Raw genomic sequence first — 18112 nt, 5'->3', positions numbered from 1 at the left:
TCAAAAAAACAATGACAAAGAATGGAAAATTAAAAATGAAAAATTGGAAATGAAAATTACTGCTTATTATCAGAAGATTGCACGGGAGACGTCGATTGTTTTTTCCGCTTAAAAATAGCCAAGTATTTACGGAATAACTCTCGGAAGGTATCAAAAGTCTCTTGATAAGAGACACCGACACCTTGCACGGTCTCGGTCGCATTATAGGTAATCTTCTCGTCTGTATGCGAATAGGCCTTCAGATGCAGCGTCCCCTGACGATTTAATTTCACATCCACGTCAAAATCACCCGTGATTGACGTGTTGGAATTAGTCTTTGCTTTCTCCATCATGTTACCATTGGCAGAAATCGTCACCCGGTTATTCCAGATCTGGGTCGACAAGGCCAGCTCGAACTCGTTTGTCGTCACCTGATCACCCGGACGGTAAGAAAAACCAATATCAAAATTATTACTGATCTGCGATAACCAACGAGATAGTTGATTTGACAACAACTCACTCGCTGTCGTCACTCCCATCTGGTAACCTGCATTCCGTTCCTCCAGTTCGGCATCCTTATCAATATAATCCGGAGTATAGAACTTGTTCAATATCAACAAAGAAAACATCTGTTTATTAATCTCGTCCTGACTGGAAAAAAAGCTCTGCATCAGACTTCGCATCTGCACGTCGAGAGAAGGGAAATTAATGCCGAACTGCACGTTCGGGTTCATCAGATTCTCCCCCAACTTCAACTCGCACTCAACAGGCACTTTCGTTGTCTTATCCACCGTCGTCGTAGTTCCGGCAAGCAAATCACTCAAAGAAGTACGTAAATTATATATAGCACTCACGTCGATTGTGGCATCATACGGCGAGCCATTCCACCTGATACTTCCCCCGGGGTTAAGCACGAACTTCTTATTAATCAAATTACTCAACGTGAACAAGTAATCCCCTTTCTCGATCTTATACTCCCCGAACATATCCAACTCGTTATCTTTCCCCAAACCGAAACGCAGATTACCACTTCCCACCGTTTTCAAAATATCCCCGATCGTGGGGTCGAAAATAATCTGAACCTCCAGATTATTATTGATCTCGATATTAGCATTCAAATCAAAATTAGAAACCAGTGAAGAACGCTCTTCTTCCGCACGCCGTCCCTCATCTGCCTGACGATTATTTATAAAATGTAGGAAACTCCCATCTTCCTCCGTCAACGCGGAAGTCAATGGAATGTAAAGTACGGAATGCGCTTCCGGTTTTAGATTCACGGATAAAGCCCCGTCCCCGGACAAATTATTCATCCGGGTCTGTCCCGTGATATACAGTTGCCCGTAAAATGCTTCATTCTGGTTTGCCTTGGTATTCAACACCCGAAAATTATTAAATTTAAGCGACACGTCGTATAAATTCGAATTCAGATCGTAATACCCCGAACAAACCGACGCGTGTCCCTTGGCATCATATATCTTGAAATTATCCAGCACGACCCGATTATTCTTCACGGGTAAACGCTCATCGACTTTAAACGCCGTGTTCAATCCGGCTACCGTAAGCGCCACGGAATCCATTTCCAGAAAACCGTCAACCGAGGCTTTTTGTGTTGTCCCCTTCATAACCAGATTACCCGAGATCGTACCCTCACCACCTTTCAACATATCGGGGAAATAACCGGCCAGATAATTCACCTCGATCTTGGAAAGCTCCAGATTCACGTTCAAACTATCCGTAGAAGGCTTATAATACCCGAATACCCCGATCGGGGTTCTCTCCTTCATCCGGTTAACCATGCTTATCTCCAAAGCACTATTCAACGCGTCCCAACGAGAATTCAAATCCAGTACCCCTAATGTATCCCGGTTAACTCCCCACTGATCCACATTCACGTTGGCATATATCAAATTATCATTATACAAATCTCGAATCTTCACTTCACCATTTACCTGACCGAAAAGTTGTAATTTATTATCAAAAAGGATCTTGTTAAACTCGGTCAAACTGAAATCATGAAACTCCAAAGAAAGAACATCACGAGGATTATCCGTCACCCGTCCCCATAAACGAAAACGCTGTTCGCCCCGGTTGATTTCAAAATTATTCACGAAAATATTATTGTCCTCCTTCAAAATCATGGAACGTGCCACGTGCCATGTACTATCCGCCATAACAAACGTACTCGGATGAATAAACACTTGGGTTAAATGGCGGTCTCCGTATTTCAACAAACGCAAGTTAGCTGCAAACGACCCGCTATAACTCTCCCTCTCCCAATTACACCAAGTCAGACGCTCGCTCACGTTATTCGTGTTTACTTCTATCACGTTCCGCACATTATACAACTTCCCGAAATTCATATATCTCAATTCATCAGCAGAATACGTGCAGTGCAAGTTTATCCCGTCCCCATTCAGTTTCATTCGGGAATCACGTAATTTAAAATCACCATAGGAAATTGTATCTGCCTCCAAAGACAACTCTACTTGACGATCGGCATAATGATACTCACAGGCCAAGTTCCCACCCCGGGACAATTTCAGTTGCGGGTAAGCCACCTTCAAAAAAGGATTAATGTCATTTAAATGCACATCCAGCATCAGGCTCGTACCCTCCGGCAAAGCCTTGTCAACAGCATACTTATAGTCGGGCAAATAACTTACCAAAAAACTATTCCACAAATCCGTCACTTCCAAGGAATGGAAGAAACCTTCCATCGTCACGTCCGCCACATCCGACTGCAATTGAGTGAAACTGTACTCTCCCAGTATAGTCGTGGAAAATTTTAAGGAATCGGTACTCCACGTTCCCCTACTGTTCTCGTACTTCAACCCCGGCACCAGCAATTCCACCCAGCAATTATCCTCACTTTGCTTCAAAGTACCGCTAAAATCAAATTCAACAGACTCTCTCTCCCCAAAAACAGAGGGAGCCCACGAATCCCACCGACGCACGTTCACATAGCCTTCAGTCTTTGCCAAACTCAACGTGTCGCCCATAATATAATCCAAAAGAACATCAGCCTGCAAACTATCATTTTTCACGGAAGAAAGTAAATACAAGTGTTCACCTTCCGTTCCCAATGTCAAGCGAATATCCCGAATTTCCTTATCATATAACTGCAAACGACGTACATTACTCGACAAATTAAATCGAGAAATTGTATCACCCAACACCCCATCAAACTTCCCGAAAAATGACCCTCTACCCAAAAAGGATTGTTCCGTGAGAAATCCGAATTGCACCTGTCCTAAACCGAACCAACCATCGTAACGAATATCCCCGATACTGTCCATCACGCAATTAAAAAGCACGCTTCCCACCATTCCGGGAGTCGTGGTACGAGCCTTAACAGCAAAGTCCTCAATCTTTCCCTGAAAATTCCCGTCAAAAGTAAAGACATCATATTTATGCAAGATTTCCGGTATTTTCACGTAATGACTTCTAAGCCAAGGCATATAAATAGCCTCCAATTCCGGTGGAGACACCTTCGTGTCCGTGAAATCGATATTGAAATCCGTTTCGAAAAAAGCAGGTAACCCGTGCGATGCAAATGAACCATGCAGCACGCTTTTATCCCCCAAATAAATCTCTAAATCACGCCCTTCCAGATTATTTATCGTGTTAAAGACCACCCCGCTACCGAAAACGGTATTATGCATCCCCAATAACTTCCCGTTAAAATACGACAGATCATCAAAACTTACCCTAGAATCGGTAAACACGTAACGCTGTTGCATCCTCGTGGTAAAATTACGCCAGTAATCGTGTTCCGGAACCCAGTTATACTCCAACGTATCCAAATAAACCTTACTTCGTTCTGTCTGTATAAACGTGTTTGTTATCAACAAATTATCATCACTCGCCACGACTTCCCCTCCCATATTGGTCACCTCGAAACCGGACTTTTCCTTGAAACGAAGTCCCGCAACTTTAGCCCGATATTGCTTGTTCGAAAAATCAATACCTGAAACACGCACGTTCAGATTCTGACACTCCACGTCTGTCCAGTTAATCCCGTAATCTGTCGGTTCATAATCGCTCTCGATATACCGGAAACGACAATCTTTCAATATTACCTGAGTCAGATTCACGTTCCACCCCGAAGAGGTTTGAGGCACGGTATCGACCTTGGAAGATGAAAAAGAATTAATGAGCTGTTCCACGTTTGTAAGACTCTCCCCTCCATCTTGCCTACGTTCGATCCATAAATTAAACTTGGCTTTTTCGAAAGCAGCCTCCGTAATCGTGAAACGTCTTTTCACGAAACTCACGGAATCCACCTTCATCACCAGTCGCTCGCAAAACACAAGCGTATCTTGACGACAATCCCGAACAAACACATCATTTAAAATCAATGACTCTATCGGGCGGAATTCCACCCGTCCGATAGAAATCGTGGTTCCCGTCCGTTCCTCTAAAATACGGGTAAAATAATCCACTAACCTCGTCTGTACAAACGGGGTCATTAAAGCCATGTATGCAGCAAAGGCCAAAAAGACCAATCCTATCACACACCGAGATAATATGGAGATTATTTTTTTTATGCTGTCATTATTTTAGTTTGCACGCAAATTTATTAATATTGCAGGACATTTCATCTTAATAATTGAAAATTAAGAAAAATGTAAAACGAATTAATTTCGTGATGACCGATTTAATGATTCCGTGATTAATAATCACTAAATCTAAAATCACCAAATCATGAATTATGCAATCTAAAATTTAAAATCTAAAATCAAGAAATTAAAATGGGCATTGTAATTCTCGGTATTGAATCTTCTTGCGACGACACCTCGGCCGCTATACTAAAAGACGGGGTTGTGCTATCGAATGTTATTGCCAGTCAAAAGGTTCACGAGGCCTACGGAGGAGTCGTACCAGAATTAGCATCCCGGGCACACCAGCAAAACATTATCCCGGTGGTAGCGCAAGCTTTAAAACAAGCCGGAGTCTCAGAAGATGAAGTAAATGCAGTGGCTTTTACCAGAGGCCCCGGATTACTGGGTTCTCTCCTTGTGGGAACGTCCTTTGCCAAAGGATTCGCTATTGCCAAACAAATACCCATGATCGAGGTGAACCATTTACAGGCTCACATCCTAGCGAACTTCATCAAAGAACCGGGTGTGGAATCCCGTCACCCGAAATTCCCGTTCCTAACCCTACTCGTGTCCGGGGGAAACTCGCAGATTATCATCGTACGGGACTACCTAGACATGGAAGTTATCGGGCAGACCATTGATGACGCGGCGGGAGAAGCATACGACAAATGCGCCAAGGTAATGGGCCTCTCTTATCCCGGAGGACCGGTAATCGACCGTTTGGCAAAAGAAGGTAACCCGGAAAGATTCACGTTCAACAAACCGAATATCCCCGGATTGGATTATAGTTTTAGCGGGCTGAAAACCTCGTTTCTGTACTTCATCCGGGATGAAATCAAAAACGACCCGGATTTCATACAACATAACCTCAATGATCTTTGTGCATCACTGCAAAAAACGATCGTTGATATTCTCATGGCCAAATTGAAAAAAGCCGCTAAACAAACCGGGATCAAACAAATCGCCATTGGAGGCGGAGTATCAGCCAACTCCGGGTTACAAAAAGCCGTGTATGACGAAGGCGCCCACCTCGGTTGGGAAGTTTTCATCCCCCGGTTGGGTTTCTCGCTGGATAACGCAGGGATGGTTGCCGTTACGGGATATTACAAATACTTGGCATCACAGTTTATCGGCTTGGAAGCCCCAGCAGATGCCCGAATGAGTTTGAGAAAAGTTTAGAGTTTAAAGTTTAAAATTAAAAATATGAAAGTTCTAGTTACTTACAACATTCCCCGCGAATCATTCGCCAAACTGGGAAAAGAACACACGATCACAATGCCGGAAGGCGAGTATTTCACCACGGAAGAATTAATCAAACTTGTTCCGGATTACGACGTTATTCTAGGCATCTTCACCCGTTCTATCGATAATGCGGTTATCGAGGCCGGGAAAAAGTTAAAAGTAATTAGCAATTTCGGTGTCGGTTACAACAACATCGACATCAAATTCGCCCGTTCCAAAGGAATCGCTGTTTGTAACACCCCGAAAGCCGTATGTTTCCCGACAGCAGAAATGGCCATGGGCCTCATGCTGAGTGCAGCTCGCCGAATTACCGAATGTGACCGCCGCATCCGGGTTGAAAAAGAAAGCATGTGGGGCGTTATGAAAAATCTCGGTTTCACGCTGGAAGGGCGCACATTGGGAATTATCGGCATGGGAAATATTGGTAAAACAGTGGCTAAACTGGCAGAAGCATTCCGTATGAATGTTATTTACTACAATCGTCGGAGTACAGTAGAAGGATACGAGAAAATCGATCTTGACACGTTACTGAAAAGATCGGATTTTGTTTCCATCCATACCCCGCTGACGGACGAAACCCGCCACATGATCGGGAAACGGGAAATCGAATTGATGAAGCCGACCGCCATTCTGGTAAATACCGCTCGCGGGGCTGTCATTAACGAGAAGGAATTAGCCATCTGTTTACAAAATAAAACGATCGCCGGGGCCGCCTTGGACGTGTTCGAGGATGAACCCCATGTTACTGAAATGCTCTACGGCTTGGATAACGTGATCCTTGCCCCTCACAACGCTACAGGCACTATCGACACGCGCATTGCCACCGGGCAGGAAGCTGTTGATAACATCCTGAACTTCTTTAATGGTACACCCACTAATGTTGTAAATTAATGAAAACAATTATCACAATGCTGGTACTAACAGTATTAGGCAGCGCAGTCAGCGCCCAAAACATCAAATTACCCGCCCCGAAAAAGAGCGGGGGGAAAGCACTCATGGACTGTTTGAACGAACGGCAAACAGACCGTAATTTCGACTCGAAACAACTATCCTTACAAGACCTTTCCGACCTAGTGTGGGCCGCAAACGGTATTAACCGTCCGGAAAGCGGCAAACGAACAGTTCCCACCGCCACCAACTGGCAAGAAATGGTGCTTTACGTGGCCACGGCAGATGGAATCTACCGCTATAACGCAGAGAAACACGAATTGGAACTCGTGAAGAAAGGAGATTTCCGTAAAGAGTGTGGTCCACAACCTTTCATGGGTGTCGCTCCCGTGTGTTTTATCTACACGGCCGACCATAACAAGGAAGGGCGAATCACGAACCCAGAACACCAGAAAGAATACTCTTACCACCATGCCGGCTACATGGCACAATCCGTTTATTTGGTATGTGCAGCAAAAGATATGGCAACCGTGGTCATCGGTTCCGTGGATAAGGAAGAATTAGCCAAAGTCATCGGACTCCCGGCAAAACACATCGTTATCTACACGCAACCCGTAGGATACAAAAAGAAATGATTAAAACCGCCTTCGGGCGGTTTTCTTTTTCCCCTCTTTAAAAAATATTATTTATCCCTCCGACAAATACAATCTGCCAAATGATCGTTAATGAACCCCGCAGCCTGCAAATGGGCGTAGCAAATCGTGGTTCCGAAGAATTTAAAACCCCGCTTTTTCATGTCCTTACTCATGGCATCAGATTCAGGAGAAGATGCCGGAATTTCGCTTAAAGACCGAACAATATTGACAATCGGTTTCCTGTTGGGAAAAAACGACAGCGTGTAGTCATAAAAACTACCGAATTCCTTTTGAATATCAATAAATAGTCTTGCATTAGTAACTGTTGATTTGATTTTTAGACGATTTTTCACGATACCATCAAACTGCATCAATCGTTCAACATCTTCATCCGTCATTCGTGCTACCCGCTCGACATCAAAATCACAAAAGGCTTTGCGGTACCCCTCCCGTTTCCTAAGAATAGTTATCCAACTCAATCCGGCTTGAGCACTCTCCAACACTAGAAACTCGAATAATTTCTTATCGTCGGTCACTAATTTTCCCCACTCTTGATCATGGTATTTTACATATAGTTCGTCCGTTCCGCACCAACCGCAGCGTCCGTTTATTAAATCTTGCATAATTATAATATTTATAACACATTACAAATGTAGTTATTATTTCATCCATACATACAATTATCAAACGTAAGAATACTATTTACGCCATAAACTCCGCTAAACAACCCTCTGAACTCCTTTACATTATTAAAGAAATTAAATATCGACACGCAAAAAATCACCAAAAACTATTGCGCCAAAACCAAAAAGCTGTATATTTGCACCCGAAATAATTGTTCTTTGAACAAAGGGGAGATACCAAAGTGGCCAACTGGGGCTGACTGTAACTCAGCTGACATCGTCTTCGTAGGTTCGAATCCTGCTCTCCCCACTTATTCGCGGAAATAGCTCAGTCGATAGAGCACTAGCCTTCCAAGCTGGGGGTCGCGGGTTTGAGTCCCGTTTTCCGCTCTCATTTTAAAGCACTTACGATTGTAGGTGCTTTTTTCATTTCAGGCCATTTTCATGGTTTTTACCCCCTCATGTAAACCAAGATGTAAACCAGAAATGCAAACTAAATGCCTATGAATGCAATAGTTAGCATCATCTGTTATAAACAGAAAACATTAAAAGACAACAAACATCCATTAATGCTTAGAATTACCAAAGATGGTAAAAGGAAATATCATAGTTTAGGAATAGCAGTACATCCCCAACACTGGGACTTTCAAAAGAACAAACCAAAACCCAATTGTCCAGATAGAGATTTAATTAACAAGCTCATTTTAGCGAAAGAAACAGAATACCAGCAACAGATTTTAGAACTAGCTGCAACACAAAAACAATATACTGCGGCATCATTGGTAGAAAACAAGCAAAAGAAGTTTCAACTAAAAACTGTGAAGGAGTTTTATCAACAACTGATCAAGGAGTTTGAAGAAAACAATAAAGTTGGCAATCGACTTATTTACAAAACATCATTCAACTCTTTAAAAGCTTTCACTCAAAGTGAGCTTAATTTCTATTTCAGTGATATTGATAAAAATTGGTTACAGGCTTATGAAAAATGGCAAAGGAATAAAGGTAATAAAGAGACAACAATCAGCTTGCAATTCAGAACTCTCAGGAGTGCATATAATAAAGCTATTGAGGAGAAGGCTGCAAGTAAAAATGATTATCCTTTTGATGATTTCAAGATCGGAAAATTTAAAACAAAAACAAGGAAGAGAGCCATATCCAAGGATGATGTGAAACAAATTATCACAACAGAATCTAATAAGGATACCCCTTTGCGGAAACTTGCAAAAGATATATTCACATTCTCCTACTTATGCGGTGGGATTCCTTTTGTTGATATATCTAATCTAACGATGAAAAATATCCAGAGAGGAAGGCTTTTATATACCCGCCAGAAAACACATGGAGATATAAACCTCCAATTGTGTGATCAAGCTAGGGAGATTATAAAAAGATATTCCTCACACCAAAAGAATGCGATTTATCTCTTCCCCATCTTGAATGCTAATATTCATAAAACTGAACTACAAAAGCAGAACAGGAGGCATAAAGTGTTGGCACAAATTAATAAAGAACTGAAAGAACTAGCCTCTGAACTTGGAATTGAATCAAAAGTGACAACCTATGTTGCGAGACATTCATTTGCAAGTGTTTTAAAGAAATCTGGAGTTAATGTAGCCTTGATTAGCGAGGCGTTGGGGCATACAGATTTAAAAACAACTCAAATTTATTTGGATAGCTTTGAGAACACCCAGATTGATGCAGCAATGCAAAACCTTTTATAGTCACAAAGTCCTGTTTCCAGCTTGGATTCAGGACTTTTTTTTCTCTTTTCTTATATAATTAATCAAATTCTGTCCCTATCTTTGAAAACAAAAAGCATCATGGAAAGCGTGGATCAAAAAGATGAGCAATATCTAGGCTATCAATTTAACGGTGGGGATTTAAAAGAGATACTCCCAGTAATGCAAGAACATTTTTCATTCACTCTCTTTGAAATAAATGGTATGCTGGACTGGTGCAACAAGAAACTATATAACAATCAAGCCACAGAAACCACCGTTGATGAAAAAGGAATGCATCATTCACGTTTCAATCCAAAGAAATTTTTCATTGAAGAGAACCATCCAATCACTATTGTCTACCCAGAATCACTGGCTAAAAAGATACAGGAATTTTTTGATGATGAATCCAATTTAATCAAGGATGAGAAACAGAAGATCATCCTGTGGATAATGTTTTACGTTTACAGTGAATCTATCATTGAACCAGATTATTCAGAATGCTGGGACTACAATTACAGGATTTTCTATGAATTTGTGAGACCAGATATGCTGGCACTATATAAATTCCTGCATGATAATCATAAAAACTTCTCTTCCGATCAACAAGAGTACAAAGACTCTCCAAAATATAGAATGGAAGGGGCATGGTCTGATCCATATAAAAATATAACACTTTCTTATGGAAAACATTCCCTGACATTGAACAACATGAATAACTGGTTTCTCACCCATCTCACAGAATACCTTTGCCAGTATTTAAAAGAAGATGATATTAAAGAGGTGGAGTTTGAATTGAAGGAATATAAAAATAGAGTGGGAGCGAAACCAGATCATGACTTCCACAGGATTGTAACCCAGTTGTACCACTTCTTGCAGGATGAAACACCCTACCATGACCCAGAAATGAAAACAACTGATAAAATCTGCACCTTCATCACCAAATTTTTGGAGGTTCTGGGATTCCTTACCATAGTCCCGGATGATGATGAATTTAATATTAAAAAAGAAGAGAAGAAAAGGAGCAAGATTCTCTCCACTTGGGTCAACAACATTCGCACTAACATCAAGTACAATCTAGAGAGAGAGAAAGAAAGAGGGGCATATAAAAGCAAGAAACAAGAATTTTTTGAGAAAGCCTCTATTCAACCAGAATCTAATGAAGAAGAAGGGAAGACATTAATGGAGATATGGAATCCCAAGTACTGGTAAAAATTTATGCCATGAAACACCCTTAACTCTCTGGTTCTTATCACATAGAAAATTCACCCTTATCTTCTGGAATTACATTTTTTCCTGCCAAAATCCATTGCCATACCTTTGCATTGTAATCAACATCATAAAGTTGGTTACGGTGTTCTTTAGCTATTGAACAAAATGATGAATGTAAGGTTGAGAGGATTCCAGTCTCACAAGGTGGGACACTCCAAGGTAAAAGAAAAAATGGAGAGTTTGGAAACTTCACCCCCGAAACTCGTCACCCCCAGAAAGGATGAAATGGCCAATTATTCGGAATGGGGTTTTAAGTTAAATTTTTTTAATATAAAAATTATGAACGAAAAGATTCAAGAAGAGATTGGTGCAGAACAAATAGTAGAGCGTGCAGAACAAGTGGCTAAAGTTGAAACTAAAGAAGAGGTTATGGAAAATCCAGATAAAAAAGAGGAAGTAGCTCAAGAGCAGGTTGAAGAAACAACAGCAGAGCAGTCTCCTGCACCTGTAACTGGTATGGATAGAATCAAAGAGGCTATTGCTAGGATGACCAAAATTGAGATCAAACCTTTTTACAATATTAATTACTCCAAAAAATACGAGCAATTGAAAAGACATTGCGCATACAAACCAGTGCTGAGAATAACTACAGCCAAGGATGCCGGGGAGAATAGCCTATTTTGGATAGGGATTGGAGAAGCAGAAACAATAAAGTTGCCATTAAAGGCTAACAGTGAAAGCTTCTTGAGTTTATTGAGGTACATTCAAGAGGGGGTTCTTGATGATGAAGTTGACTTCAATAACAGCGACTTTGACGGGATGGAAGAAGACTGGGAAATAATGTACCTCAAGTCTTTGGGGAGCAAGAAATGTGATTTCACAATTTACTACGGGAACAAGCAGAATGTCTACTTATCCTATAAAAGCCAGTTCGGGGTGTTGACCTTCAATCTAAAAGAAGAAGGTGAAACTAAATACCTACTTTCCCAACTTTTGAGCAAGTAAATGTTTAACCTCTAGGAGGGGGGGAATCCCCTCTCCTGTCAAATATCTAATTCACATGAAAGCTAAATTACAATTTAACAAGGAAGGTTATATCACCGCCATACCAGTCAATTGCATCATTAACAAGGCAAGACCCAACTGCGGGGCTACCACCTGTGAAATTAATTCCCCCAGAAACTCCATCATCATTGAACCCAACCTGCCAGTTATCGAGGGGAAAGAAATATCCATGCAAGGGAAATTTTTCCCTGTCAAAAACGGGGTTAAGGTAAAAGAGATTAAAGACTACTTGAAGACAACGGTTGGATATAAAAAATTCATGACCACCCCGGAATCATTTCACAAGTTAAGAGAAGCCTTCAATGCCACTGGAGAAGATTTACATTCTTACTTCATGCTGTTTGATGAATCTCACAAGATAATCAATGATGCCCGTTTTAGGGTGGCTATCACCGCCATACTGGAAGACTTCTTCAAGTGCAAGGAGAGATCGCTAATATCTGCCTCCCCTTTCTCCAAGGAAGATGTTGAGCTGTTTAAACAGGAGGGGCTATACACCTGTGATATTAAACTGGAGAAGAGATACAAAAAAGATATAACAGTGATCAGCACCAACAACACCATCCAGACATTGAAGGATATATTATCCAGAAACACTTCAAGACAATACTTCATCTTTTTAAATTCAATTGATACCAGCTTGCAACTGGTGGAGAAGCTGGAGATTAAAGAGGAGAGTAATATCTATTGTAGTGGTGATGAGCATAACAAGAATAAACTCTACAGGAATGGTTACCATCAATTCCATCACCAGATAGGGAATTTCAATAAATATAATTTCCTTACAAGCAGGTTTTTCTCTGCCTTAGATATAGAACTGGATTACAAGCCAGAAGTGATCATATTCTCCGATTATAGCGTTGCCAGAAATTCTGTGATCTCCCCCCTTGATGATACTTGGCAAATTATAGGGAGGTTCAGAAATGGTGTGGCTTCCACCACTCACTTGGCCTTGACCACTCCAGAAGCTGTACCGGAATCTAAAGAATTAATCCTGCAAAAAATAATGGAAGAATATAATGCGTACAAGCTGGTGAAGGGATATAAAGAGTTACTCCCCCACTCTTTCCAAAGTCCATTGCAAGAATTTCTAGAGCATCTTCCCATCCATGAATATATAATGCCAAACGGGGAGTTGAACCGTTACAGGATTCATAACAGGTTAAATCATGAAGAGGTGGTGGGGATATACCAGACCCCGGAAACATTGAGGGAAGCGTACCTGCAATGCAATGATTACTTCAATCTCACTTTTGCAGAAGAATATCACGGGAATAAAGAGATGAGATTGGGTAAAAGGACATATAACAAATTCATGAAGAACATGAAATTCATGGAAGAATTCTATTACTTCAAATTGAATGAACCACTTGTAAACCAGCAGCAAAAGATGATTTTCAACTCTCTAAAAAAAGAAGATCCCCTGTTACTAGAGGCCTGCCAGCTCCTAACTAGGGAATTTATTGAAGAGGTGAGGTTTGATCGACAAACCTTATCCAGAGAGATCATCAAGGAGAGGTTCAATAGAGGGATAACCCGGCTTCCTGTCATTGATCTTGTTTTGAACACCTTTCATGAAAACAGGTTATACACTGAATCATATATAAAACAGGAATTGAATAATATATACAAGATTGCCCAACTGGAAAGGGAGGCTAAAGCCACTGATATTTCCCGCTTCTTTGAAACCTCTAAAAGGAGAACAGTGAACAAGCAAGGAGAGAAAGGATATTTACTATTGAATGCTAGATACTCCCTTTCCGGGAATAACCCCCGGCCAGAATTTAAAGAAACTAACACCGGGATATTGCTTGAGGTTGGTAGACAATTCATCGCTTCATGAAGAGATTCTATATAAAAGGACAAAACTGGATCTATCATATATAAATAAACAATTATTGTCCTTCATCCCCTGTCATCAATAGTTTTTAACCAGCATGTAAAAACAGCCCAAGGCTTGTTTTATGGCTATACTTTATCCATGCAAAAAATGAGAAACAGAATATAAACATATATATATCAATAGATTAATATTCAAACATGATGATATTTTCATAGTTTCCCGTGCCGGATTTTCTTATCTTTATATCATGAAATTGAATCAAGCTCGACTTCATTTCTCCCTGGAGATAAAAACAAGGAAAGGTGAAATAATCACTTTCTCACACCTTGAATATTCAATCCATGGCACTCTATTGGAAAAGCCATGTAAATTATCCATGTTTAAATAACACCCCCTGGAAATCAATATTTAAAATTGGAGGGGAGAAACACATCATATATAAATCCTCCCCCTGTTAAACGGGATATTATCAATCAAAACAATGATATAAACTGGATAAAAAGATAACATACATCAATCAATCTAGAAATCAGTCAATCTAAAAATAATATAACATGATAAATGAACAATCTAGCATCAATAAAGAAAACACCAATAAAATGGACATCAAGCAAAAAAGTGAAAAAGAAATATTCTATTTAAAAAGAATACCTGTTTATTATCTCTATATAAATAATCATTTCCACCTCGATTCCGGTTGAAATTTTTAAATATACCTTTATTATAACAAGCAATTTTATATCACTCTAAAAATCCGGGATGGTACAGGAATTAATTATTTATACCCCGTATATAAAGAGTTTTGAAAGGAAATGAAGAGAATGATGATCTAGAGAATATAATGAAGGTATGGTTATTAAATAGATTTCTATTCAATATTCACTGGATGGAGAAACAGTATATAATATCTTGATTAGATATATTTCATTTCAGGTGCTTGTCTTGATCCCATCCAAGTTTTAGATGGTTAAGGATGATGGAGGTTTAACGATCAAGAGGTGGTTGATTCACATGATATAGATTGTTTCCTTCTATCTCTTTATTAATTGATGTTTAGTTAATTTATTGGTTGATGGACAGATATTCATTTACATACTAGAGATAGATACTTTCTTGATTCATTTCCCCTTCCGGATTTTTTGAGCTTGTGGGAGATGATGATCAAGAGAAGAGGGAGGTTCATGAAACTTATCCTTGAGGTTGGCAACAGGATTATTCAACATTGCCACTCCATGATATAATCATTACTAGACAAGGACATTATTATTCCAAGTACAATTTATAAATAACAGGTAAAGAATACATTAACATTATCAATTAAATATAAATAATGATGAATATAAAATATTTAAAAACAATAACCATCCCGGAAGGGAAAGAATACTTGAACCAGTATCTAGAAGAATTTCCAGTTAATTGCTTGTTACATAAAGGAAAAACTGGATGCGGGGGTACTGAAATGGTTCTGAATGACAAGAGGAACACCATTATAGCGGTTCCTACCAAGGATTTGATAAAAAACAAGATAGAGCCTAATTTAAATAGAAAAGAGAGAAGGGATAACATACTGGGTGTGATGGAAGGGGTGGAAGAATACCAGATCAAGAATTACATTGACGAGCATGAAGTGAAGAAAATAATGGTTACATACGATTCATTACCCAAGGTTATAAAGATCATAGCTGCCAAAGGTGGGAATGCTTATGAAGATTACTTTTTACTGGTGGATGAATATCACAGGTTGTTTCTTGATAACCTGTTTAGAGATAAAGCGGTGAGGAATTTACTGGATGAAGCTACCAAGTTTAAATCTGTTACCTTCATGACTGCCACACCCGTGGATGAAATGTTTATCATGGATGAATTGAAATTCCTGCCAGTGCAAGAAATTAGCTGGAAGACACTGGAGCCGGTCAAGGTCACGGTGGTTAGAACCAACAGCTTGCTGGAACAGGTTCTTTTTTATATAGCTTACAGTAGAGGGTGTGCCATGCAAGGGGATATAAACCTTCATTTCTTTGTTAATAGCGTGGCGTTCATTTCCTCTATTATAAAAAAATCCCAGTTACCACCGGGGTTGTTTAGAGTGGTGTGTTCCAATAATAACATGAACAAGAAAAAACTGGGTGAAGGAGTAGAAATATCCACCACCAGCTCCCCTTCCAAAAAATTCAACTTCTACACCTCCACCGTTTTTGAAGGTAGTGATATTCTAGACATGAATGGTTACACCATAGTGGTGAGTGATGGTAACTCTGAAGGTAGGATTATAGATATATCCACCTCCATGAAACAGATATGTGGAAGGATCAGGGATAGCAAGTACAAGAACAGGGTGACTTACATTTGCCCTTTCCCCAAAAAACTAGAATTATCATGGGAAGAGTACAAGGCTTTTATTGATAAAGAGCTGGAAAATACTAGGGCTGGAATTGAAAGGATCAATAAACTGGAAGAGAAAGATAGATTGTGGGAGATAGATCTCGTGAAAAAAGGATTGAATGACACTTGCATCTTTATAAACAAAGAATCCAAGCTGGAAGTGGATACCAACAAGTACATGCTGGATTTATATAACTACAAAAAAAGGTGTGAGCTACTTGGAAAGGATTTAAACTTGAAACAAACCTTCAGCAGCCAGAATTATATCGTTTCCGAGATAGACCATGTTCCACACGAGAGAACTCCTTCATTGAAATTACTGGCAGGAACCTCCACCAGAAAATGTTTCAAGGATTACTTTGAAGAGTATGTCCAGTTAATGGAAAAAAGGGAAGGTGAAAACTCTCTAGCTTATCACTTCTCTAGACTGTTCAACTTGGAAGAAGAAAGACATCAAGTTCTGGCGAAAGAATACCCTCTAGTGAAAGAGGCTTATGAAAAACTGGGTGTGGATAAAGTGAAGAAGATGAAATATAAAACTTCTAACATAAAGAGGGAGCTGGGTAAACTGGCAAACATTCCAGATGCCAGAAGAGTGGTAGATTACATCAAGAAACGTTATGCCTTACCGGTTAAACTGGAAGTCAGCAGTTGGAGGGAGATCTTAAACCATATTTATCATGTAGAGTTAGGGCTGCAAGAATCAGCAAGGGCCAAGGCTACAGATTTAGATAAATGGTTTATCACCCGGTATGGATATTTTAATCAAGACGGGAAAACAGTGGATGCCATGACCGTTATAAGGGAGAAATCCATCATGGAGGAAGGGACAAAAGTTGATGAATGATATTAGAATAGACACTCTTTTGTCCTCAAGCTCCATTTCCCCGGCTTGGAAAATCACTATCATCCAAGTTGGGATCACTGTTATTTCCAGCGAAAAAATAGTCCTGTTTTTTAATATCTCCAGCTAGACCTCTATATTGAAAATAATAATATAATCATAACGGGTTAAATGGAGAGGGAGATTGAATTCATTCCCCCCTACCCTAGAATTTATCAAGGTTTATATTTTACTCCATCTAGCCAGAATCATGAAGAGCTTGTTTGAAAATATCATGATCTGGTTAGATACTGGAAGATTTTACAGGCAAGCACCGTTCTATCAAAATTATTACAAGTTCCAGTTGAATGACAAGAGCATTCCCCTCTTACATCCCCCAACATGGCTTTAAATAAAAACAAGATGGAAAGAGGATGATTCATGGTGATACTTCATTCATTTTTCATCCACTTCTCTATTTAAAACCAGTGTCTTATCAATTAAATTTATAATCATGAATGAAAAGAATCTATCATCACCACTCATCAATGAAACTAAAGCGGGAGAAGATTGTGATGATCTAACACTATTATCAGAGGTGGAGATTAAATACAAGCCAGAGGTTAAACCCAAGGATAGACCAAGGGTCACGATGGCGATGGAGGCATATAAACTCATCAAACCCTTTTTTGAAGGTTGTTTATATCACCATGAGGAAGCATGGGTGATGCTATTAAATACAAGCTGCAAGGTGTTAGGTGTCGCAAGGCTCAGTGTCGGGAATCAAGAGCATACTATCATAGACCCAAGAACCACCTTGCAATTGATGGTAAAGACCAATGCGGTCAATCTAATTATATTCCATAACCACCCAAGCCAGAGTTTGGCTTTCAGTCCAGAGGATATAAAAATAACCAAGAACATGATGAAGGCCTGCAAGCTGTTAAACATGAATTGTCTGGATCATATTATCGTGGGGGAAGATGGTTATTCCAGCTATTCAGAGGAAGGTTACTAGGAGGAATAATTATACTCAAGATAGATGAGAGATAAGAAATTTGAAAGGAATTTAAAACGGTACATGGTGATGATCTTGATCAC

At 39.9% G+C, this 18112-nt stretch carries 11 protein-coding genes and 2 tRNA genes; 11 read left to right on the top strand and 2 right to left on the bottom strand.

What is annotated here, in order from left to right; translation table 11 throughout:
• Window positions 1–56: 56 nt before the first annotated feature.
• Window positions 57–4493 (bottom strand): translocation/assembly module TamB domain-containing protein, encoded by a 4437-nt coding sequence (locus R8806_RS00745; RefSeq protein WP_124317332.1) that lies wholly within the window; start codon window positions 4491–4493, stop codon window positions 57–59.
• Between the two features lie 237 nt (window positions 4494–4730).
• On the opposite strand from R8806_RS00745, the gene tsaD reads away from it, so the two are divergent.
• The 3 genes from tsaD to R8806_RS00730 are packed head-to-tail and all read left to right on the top strand — an operon-like array spanning window position 4731 to window position 7345.
• Window positions 4731–5759, top strand: a complete 1029-nt coding sequence (tsaD, locus tag R8806_RS00740; protein ID WP_124317333.1) for a tRNA (adenosine(37)-N6)-threonylcarbamoyltransferase complex transferase subunit TsaD — start codon at window positions 4731–4733, stop codon at window positions 5757–5759.
• A gap of 24 nt (window positions 5760–5783) precedes the next feature.
• Window positions 5784–6713 (top strand): NAD(P)-dependent oxidoreductase, encoded by a 930-nt coding sequence (locus tag R8806_RS00735; protein WP_124317334.1) that lies wholly within the window; start codon window positions 5784–5786, stop codon window positions 6711–6713.
• Entirely contained in the window at window positions 6713–7345 is a 633-nt protein-coding gene (locus tag R8806_RS00730; protein ID WP_124317335.1) for a SagB/ThcOx family dehydrogenase, read from the top strand. The genes R8806_RS00735 and R8806_RS00730 overlap by 1 nt, the downstream gene beginning before the upstream one ends.
• Window positions 7346–7392: 47 nt before the next feature.
• On the opposite strand, the gene R8806_RS00725 is transcribed toward R8806_RS00730, so the two are convergent.
• Window positions 7393–7968, bottom strand: coding sequence for a DNA-3-methyladenine glycosylase I (locus R8806_RS00725; RefSeq protein ID WP_151412239.1), 576 nt, complete (start codon window positions 7966–7968; stop codon window positions 7393–7395).
• A 228-nt stretch (window positions 7969–8196) separates the two neighbouring features.
• On the opposite strand from R8806_RS00725, the gene R8806_RS00720 reads away from it, so the two are divergent.
• From R8806_RS00720 to R8806_RS00685, 8 genes are all read left to right on the top strand, one after another.
• Window positions 8197–8278, top strand: a tRNA-Tyr gene (locus tag R8806_RS00720).
• A 7-nt stretch (window positions 8279–8285) separates the two neighbouring features.
• Window positions 8286–8358 (top strand) — tRNA-Gly (locus tag R8806_RS00715).
• 113 nt (window positions 8359–8471) lie between these two features.
• Complete coding sequence (locus tag R8806_RS00710; RefSeq protein ID WP_124316943.1) at window positions 8472–9689, top strand: site-specific integrase; 1218 nt, start codon at window positions 8472–8474, stop codon at window positions 9687–9689.
• A 99-nt stretch (window positions 9690–9788) separates the two neighbouring features.
• On the top strand, window positions 9789–10898 hold the full coding sequence (locus R8806_RS00705; RefSeq protein ID WP_124316944.1) for a hypothetical protein: 1110 nt from the start codon (window positions 9789–9791) through the stop codon (window positions 10896–10898).
• Window positions 10899–11063: 165 nt separating this feature from the next.
• Window positions 11064–11903, top strand: a complete 840-nt coding sequence (locus tag R8806_RS00700; protein WP_124316945.1) for a hypothetical protein — start codon at window positions 11064–11066, stop codon at window positions 11901–11903.
• Between the two features lie 55 nt (window positions 11904–11958).
• The gene (locus tag R8806_RS00695) at window positions 11959–13806 is read left to right on the top strand and encodes a DEAD/DEAH box helicase family protein (RefSeq protein WP_124316946.1); all 1848 of its coding nucleotides are present in this window, start codon (window positions 11959–11961) and stop codon (window positions 13804–13806) included.
• A 1330-nt stretch (window positions 13807–15136) separates the two neighbouring features.
• On the top strand, window positions 15137–17035 hold the full coding sequence (locus R8806_RS00690) for a hypothetical protein (protein ID WP_124316947.1): 1899 nt from the start codon (window positions 15137–15139) through the stop codon (window positions 17033–17035).
• A 490-nt stretch (window positions 17036–17525) separates the two neighbouring features.
• Window positions 17526–18029, top strand: coding sequence for a JAB domain-containing protein (locus tag R8806_RS00685; protein ID WP_124316948.1), 504 nt, complete (start codon window positions 17526–17528; stop codon window positions 18027–18029).
• Window positions 18030–18112: the final 83 nt, after the last annotated feature.

This window comes from Butyricimonas faecihominis (assembly GCF_033096445.1).
GTDB lineage: Bacteria > Bacteroidota > Bacteroidia > Bacteroidales > Marinifilaceae > Butyricimonas > Butyricimonas faecihominis.
Note: the sequence above shows the minus strand (reverse complement) of the source record. Positions and strands in the feature narration are given on the sequence as shown.

What these genes read in the sequence shown, in the direction of transcription:
- tsaD (WP_124317333.1), top strand. Translation starts at nt 4,731, where the DNA reads ATGGGCATTGTAATTCTCGGTATTGAATCTTCTTGCGACGACACCTCG.
- R8806_RS00735 (WP_124317334.1), top strand. Translation starts at nt 5,784, where the DNA reads ATGAAAGTTCTAGTTACTTACAACATTCCCCGCGAATCATTCGCCAAA.
- R8806_RS00730 (WP_124317335.1), top strand. Translation starts at nt 6,713, where the DNA reads ATGAAAACAATTATCACAATGCTGGTACTAACAGTATTAGGCAGCGCA.
- R8806_RS00725 (WP_151412239.1), bottom strand. Translation starts at nt 7,968, where the DNA reads ATGCAAGATTTAATAAACGGACGCTGCGGTTGGTGCGGAACGGACGAA.
- R8806_RS00710 (WP_124316943.1), top strand. Translation starts at nt 8,472, where the DNA reads ATGAATGCAATAGTTAGCATCATCTGTTATAAACAGAAAACATTAAAA.
- R8806_RS00705 (WP_124316944.1), top strand. Translation starts at nt 9,789, where the DNA reads ATGGAAAGCGTGGATCAAAAAGATGAGCAATATCTAGGCTATCAATTT.
- R8806_RS00700 (WP_124316945.1), top strand. Translation starts at nt 11,064, where the DNA reads ATGATGAATGTAAGGTTGAGAGGATTCCAGTCTCACAAGGTGGGACAC.
- R8806_RS00695 (WP_124316946.1), top strand. Translation starts at nt 11,959, where the DNA reads ATGAAAGCTAAATTACAATTTAACAAGGAAGGTTATATCACCGCCATA.
- R8806_RS00690 (WP_124316947.1), top strand. Translation starts at nt 15,137, where the DNA reads ATGATGAATATAAAATATTTAAAAACAATAACCATCCCGGAAGGGAAA.
- R8806_RS00685 (WP_124316948.1), top strand. Translation starts at nt 17,526, where the DNA reads ATGAATGAAAAGAATCTATCATCACCACTCATCAATGAAACTAAAGCG.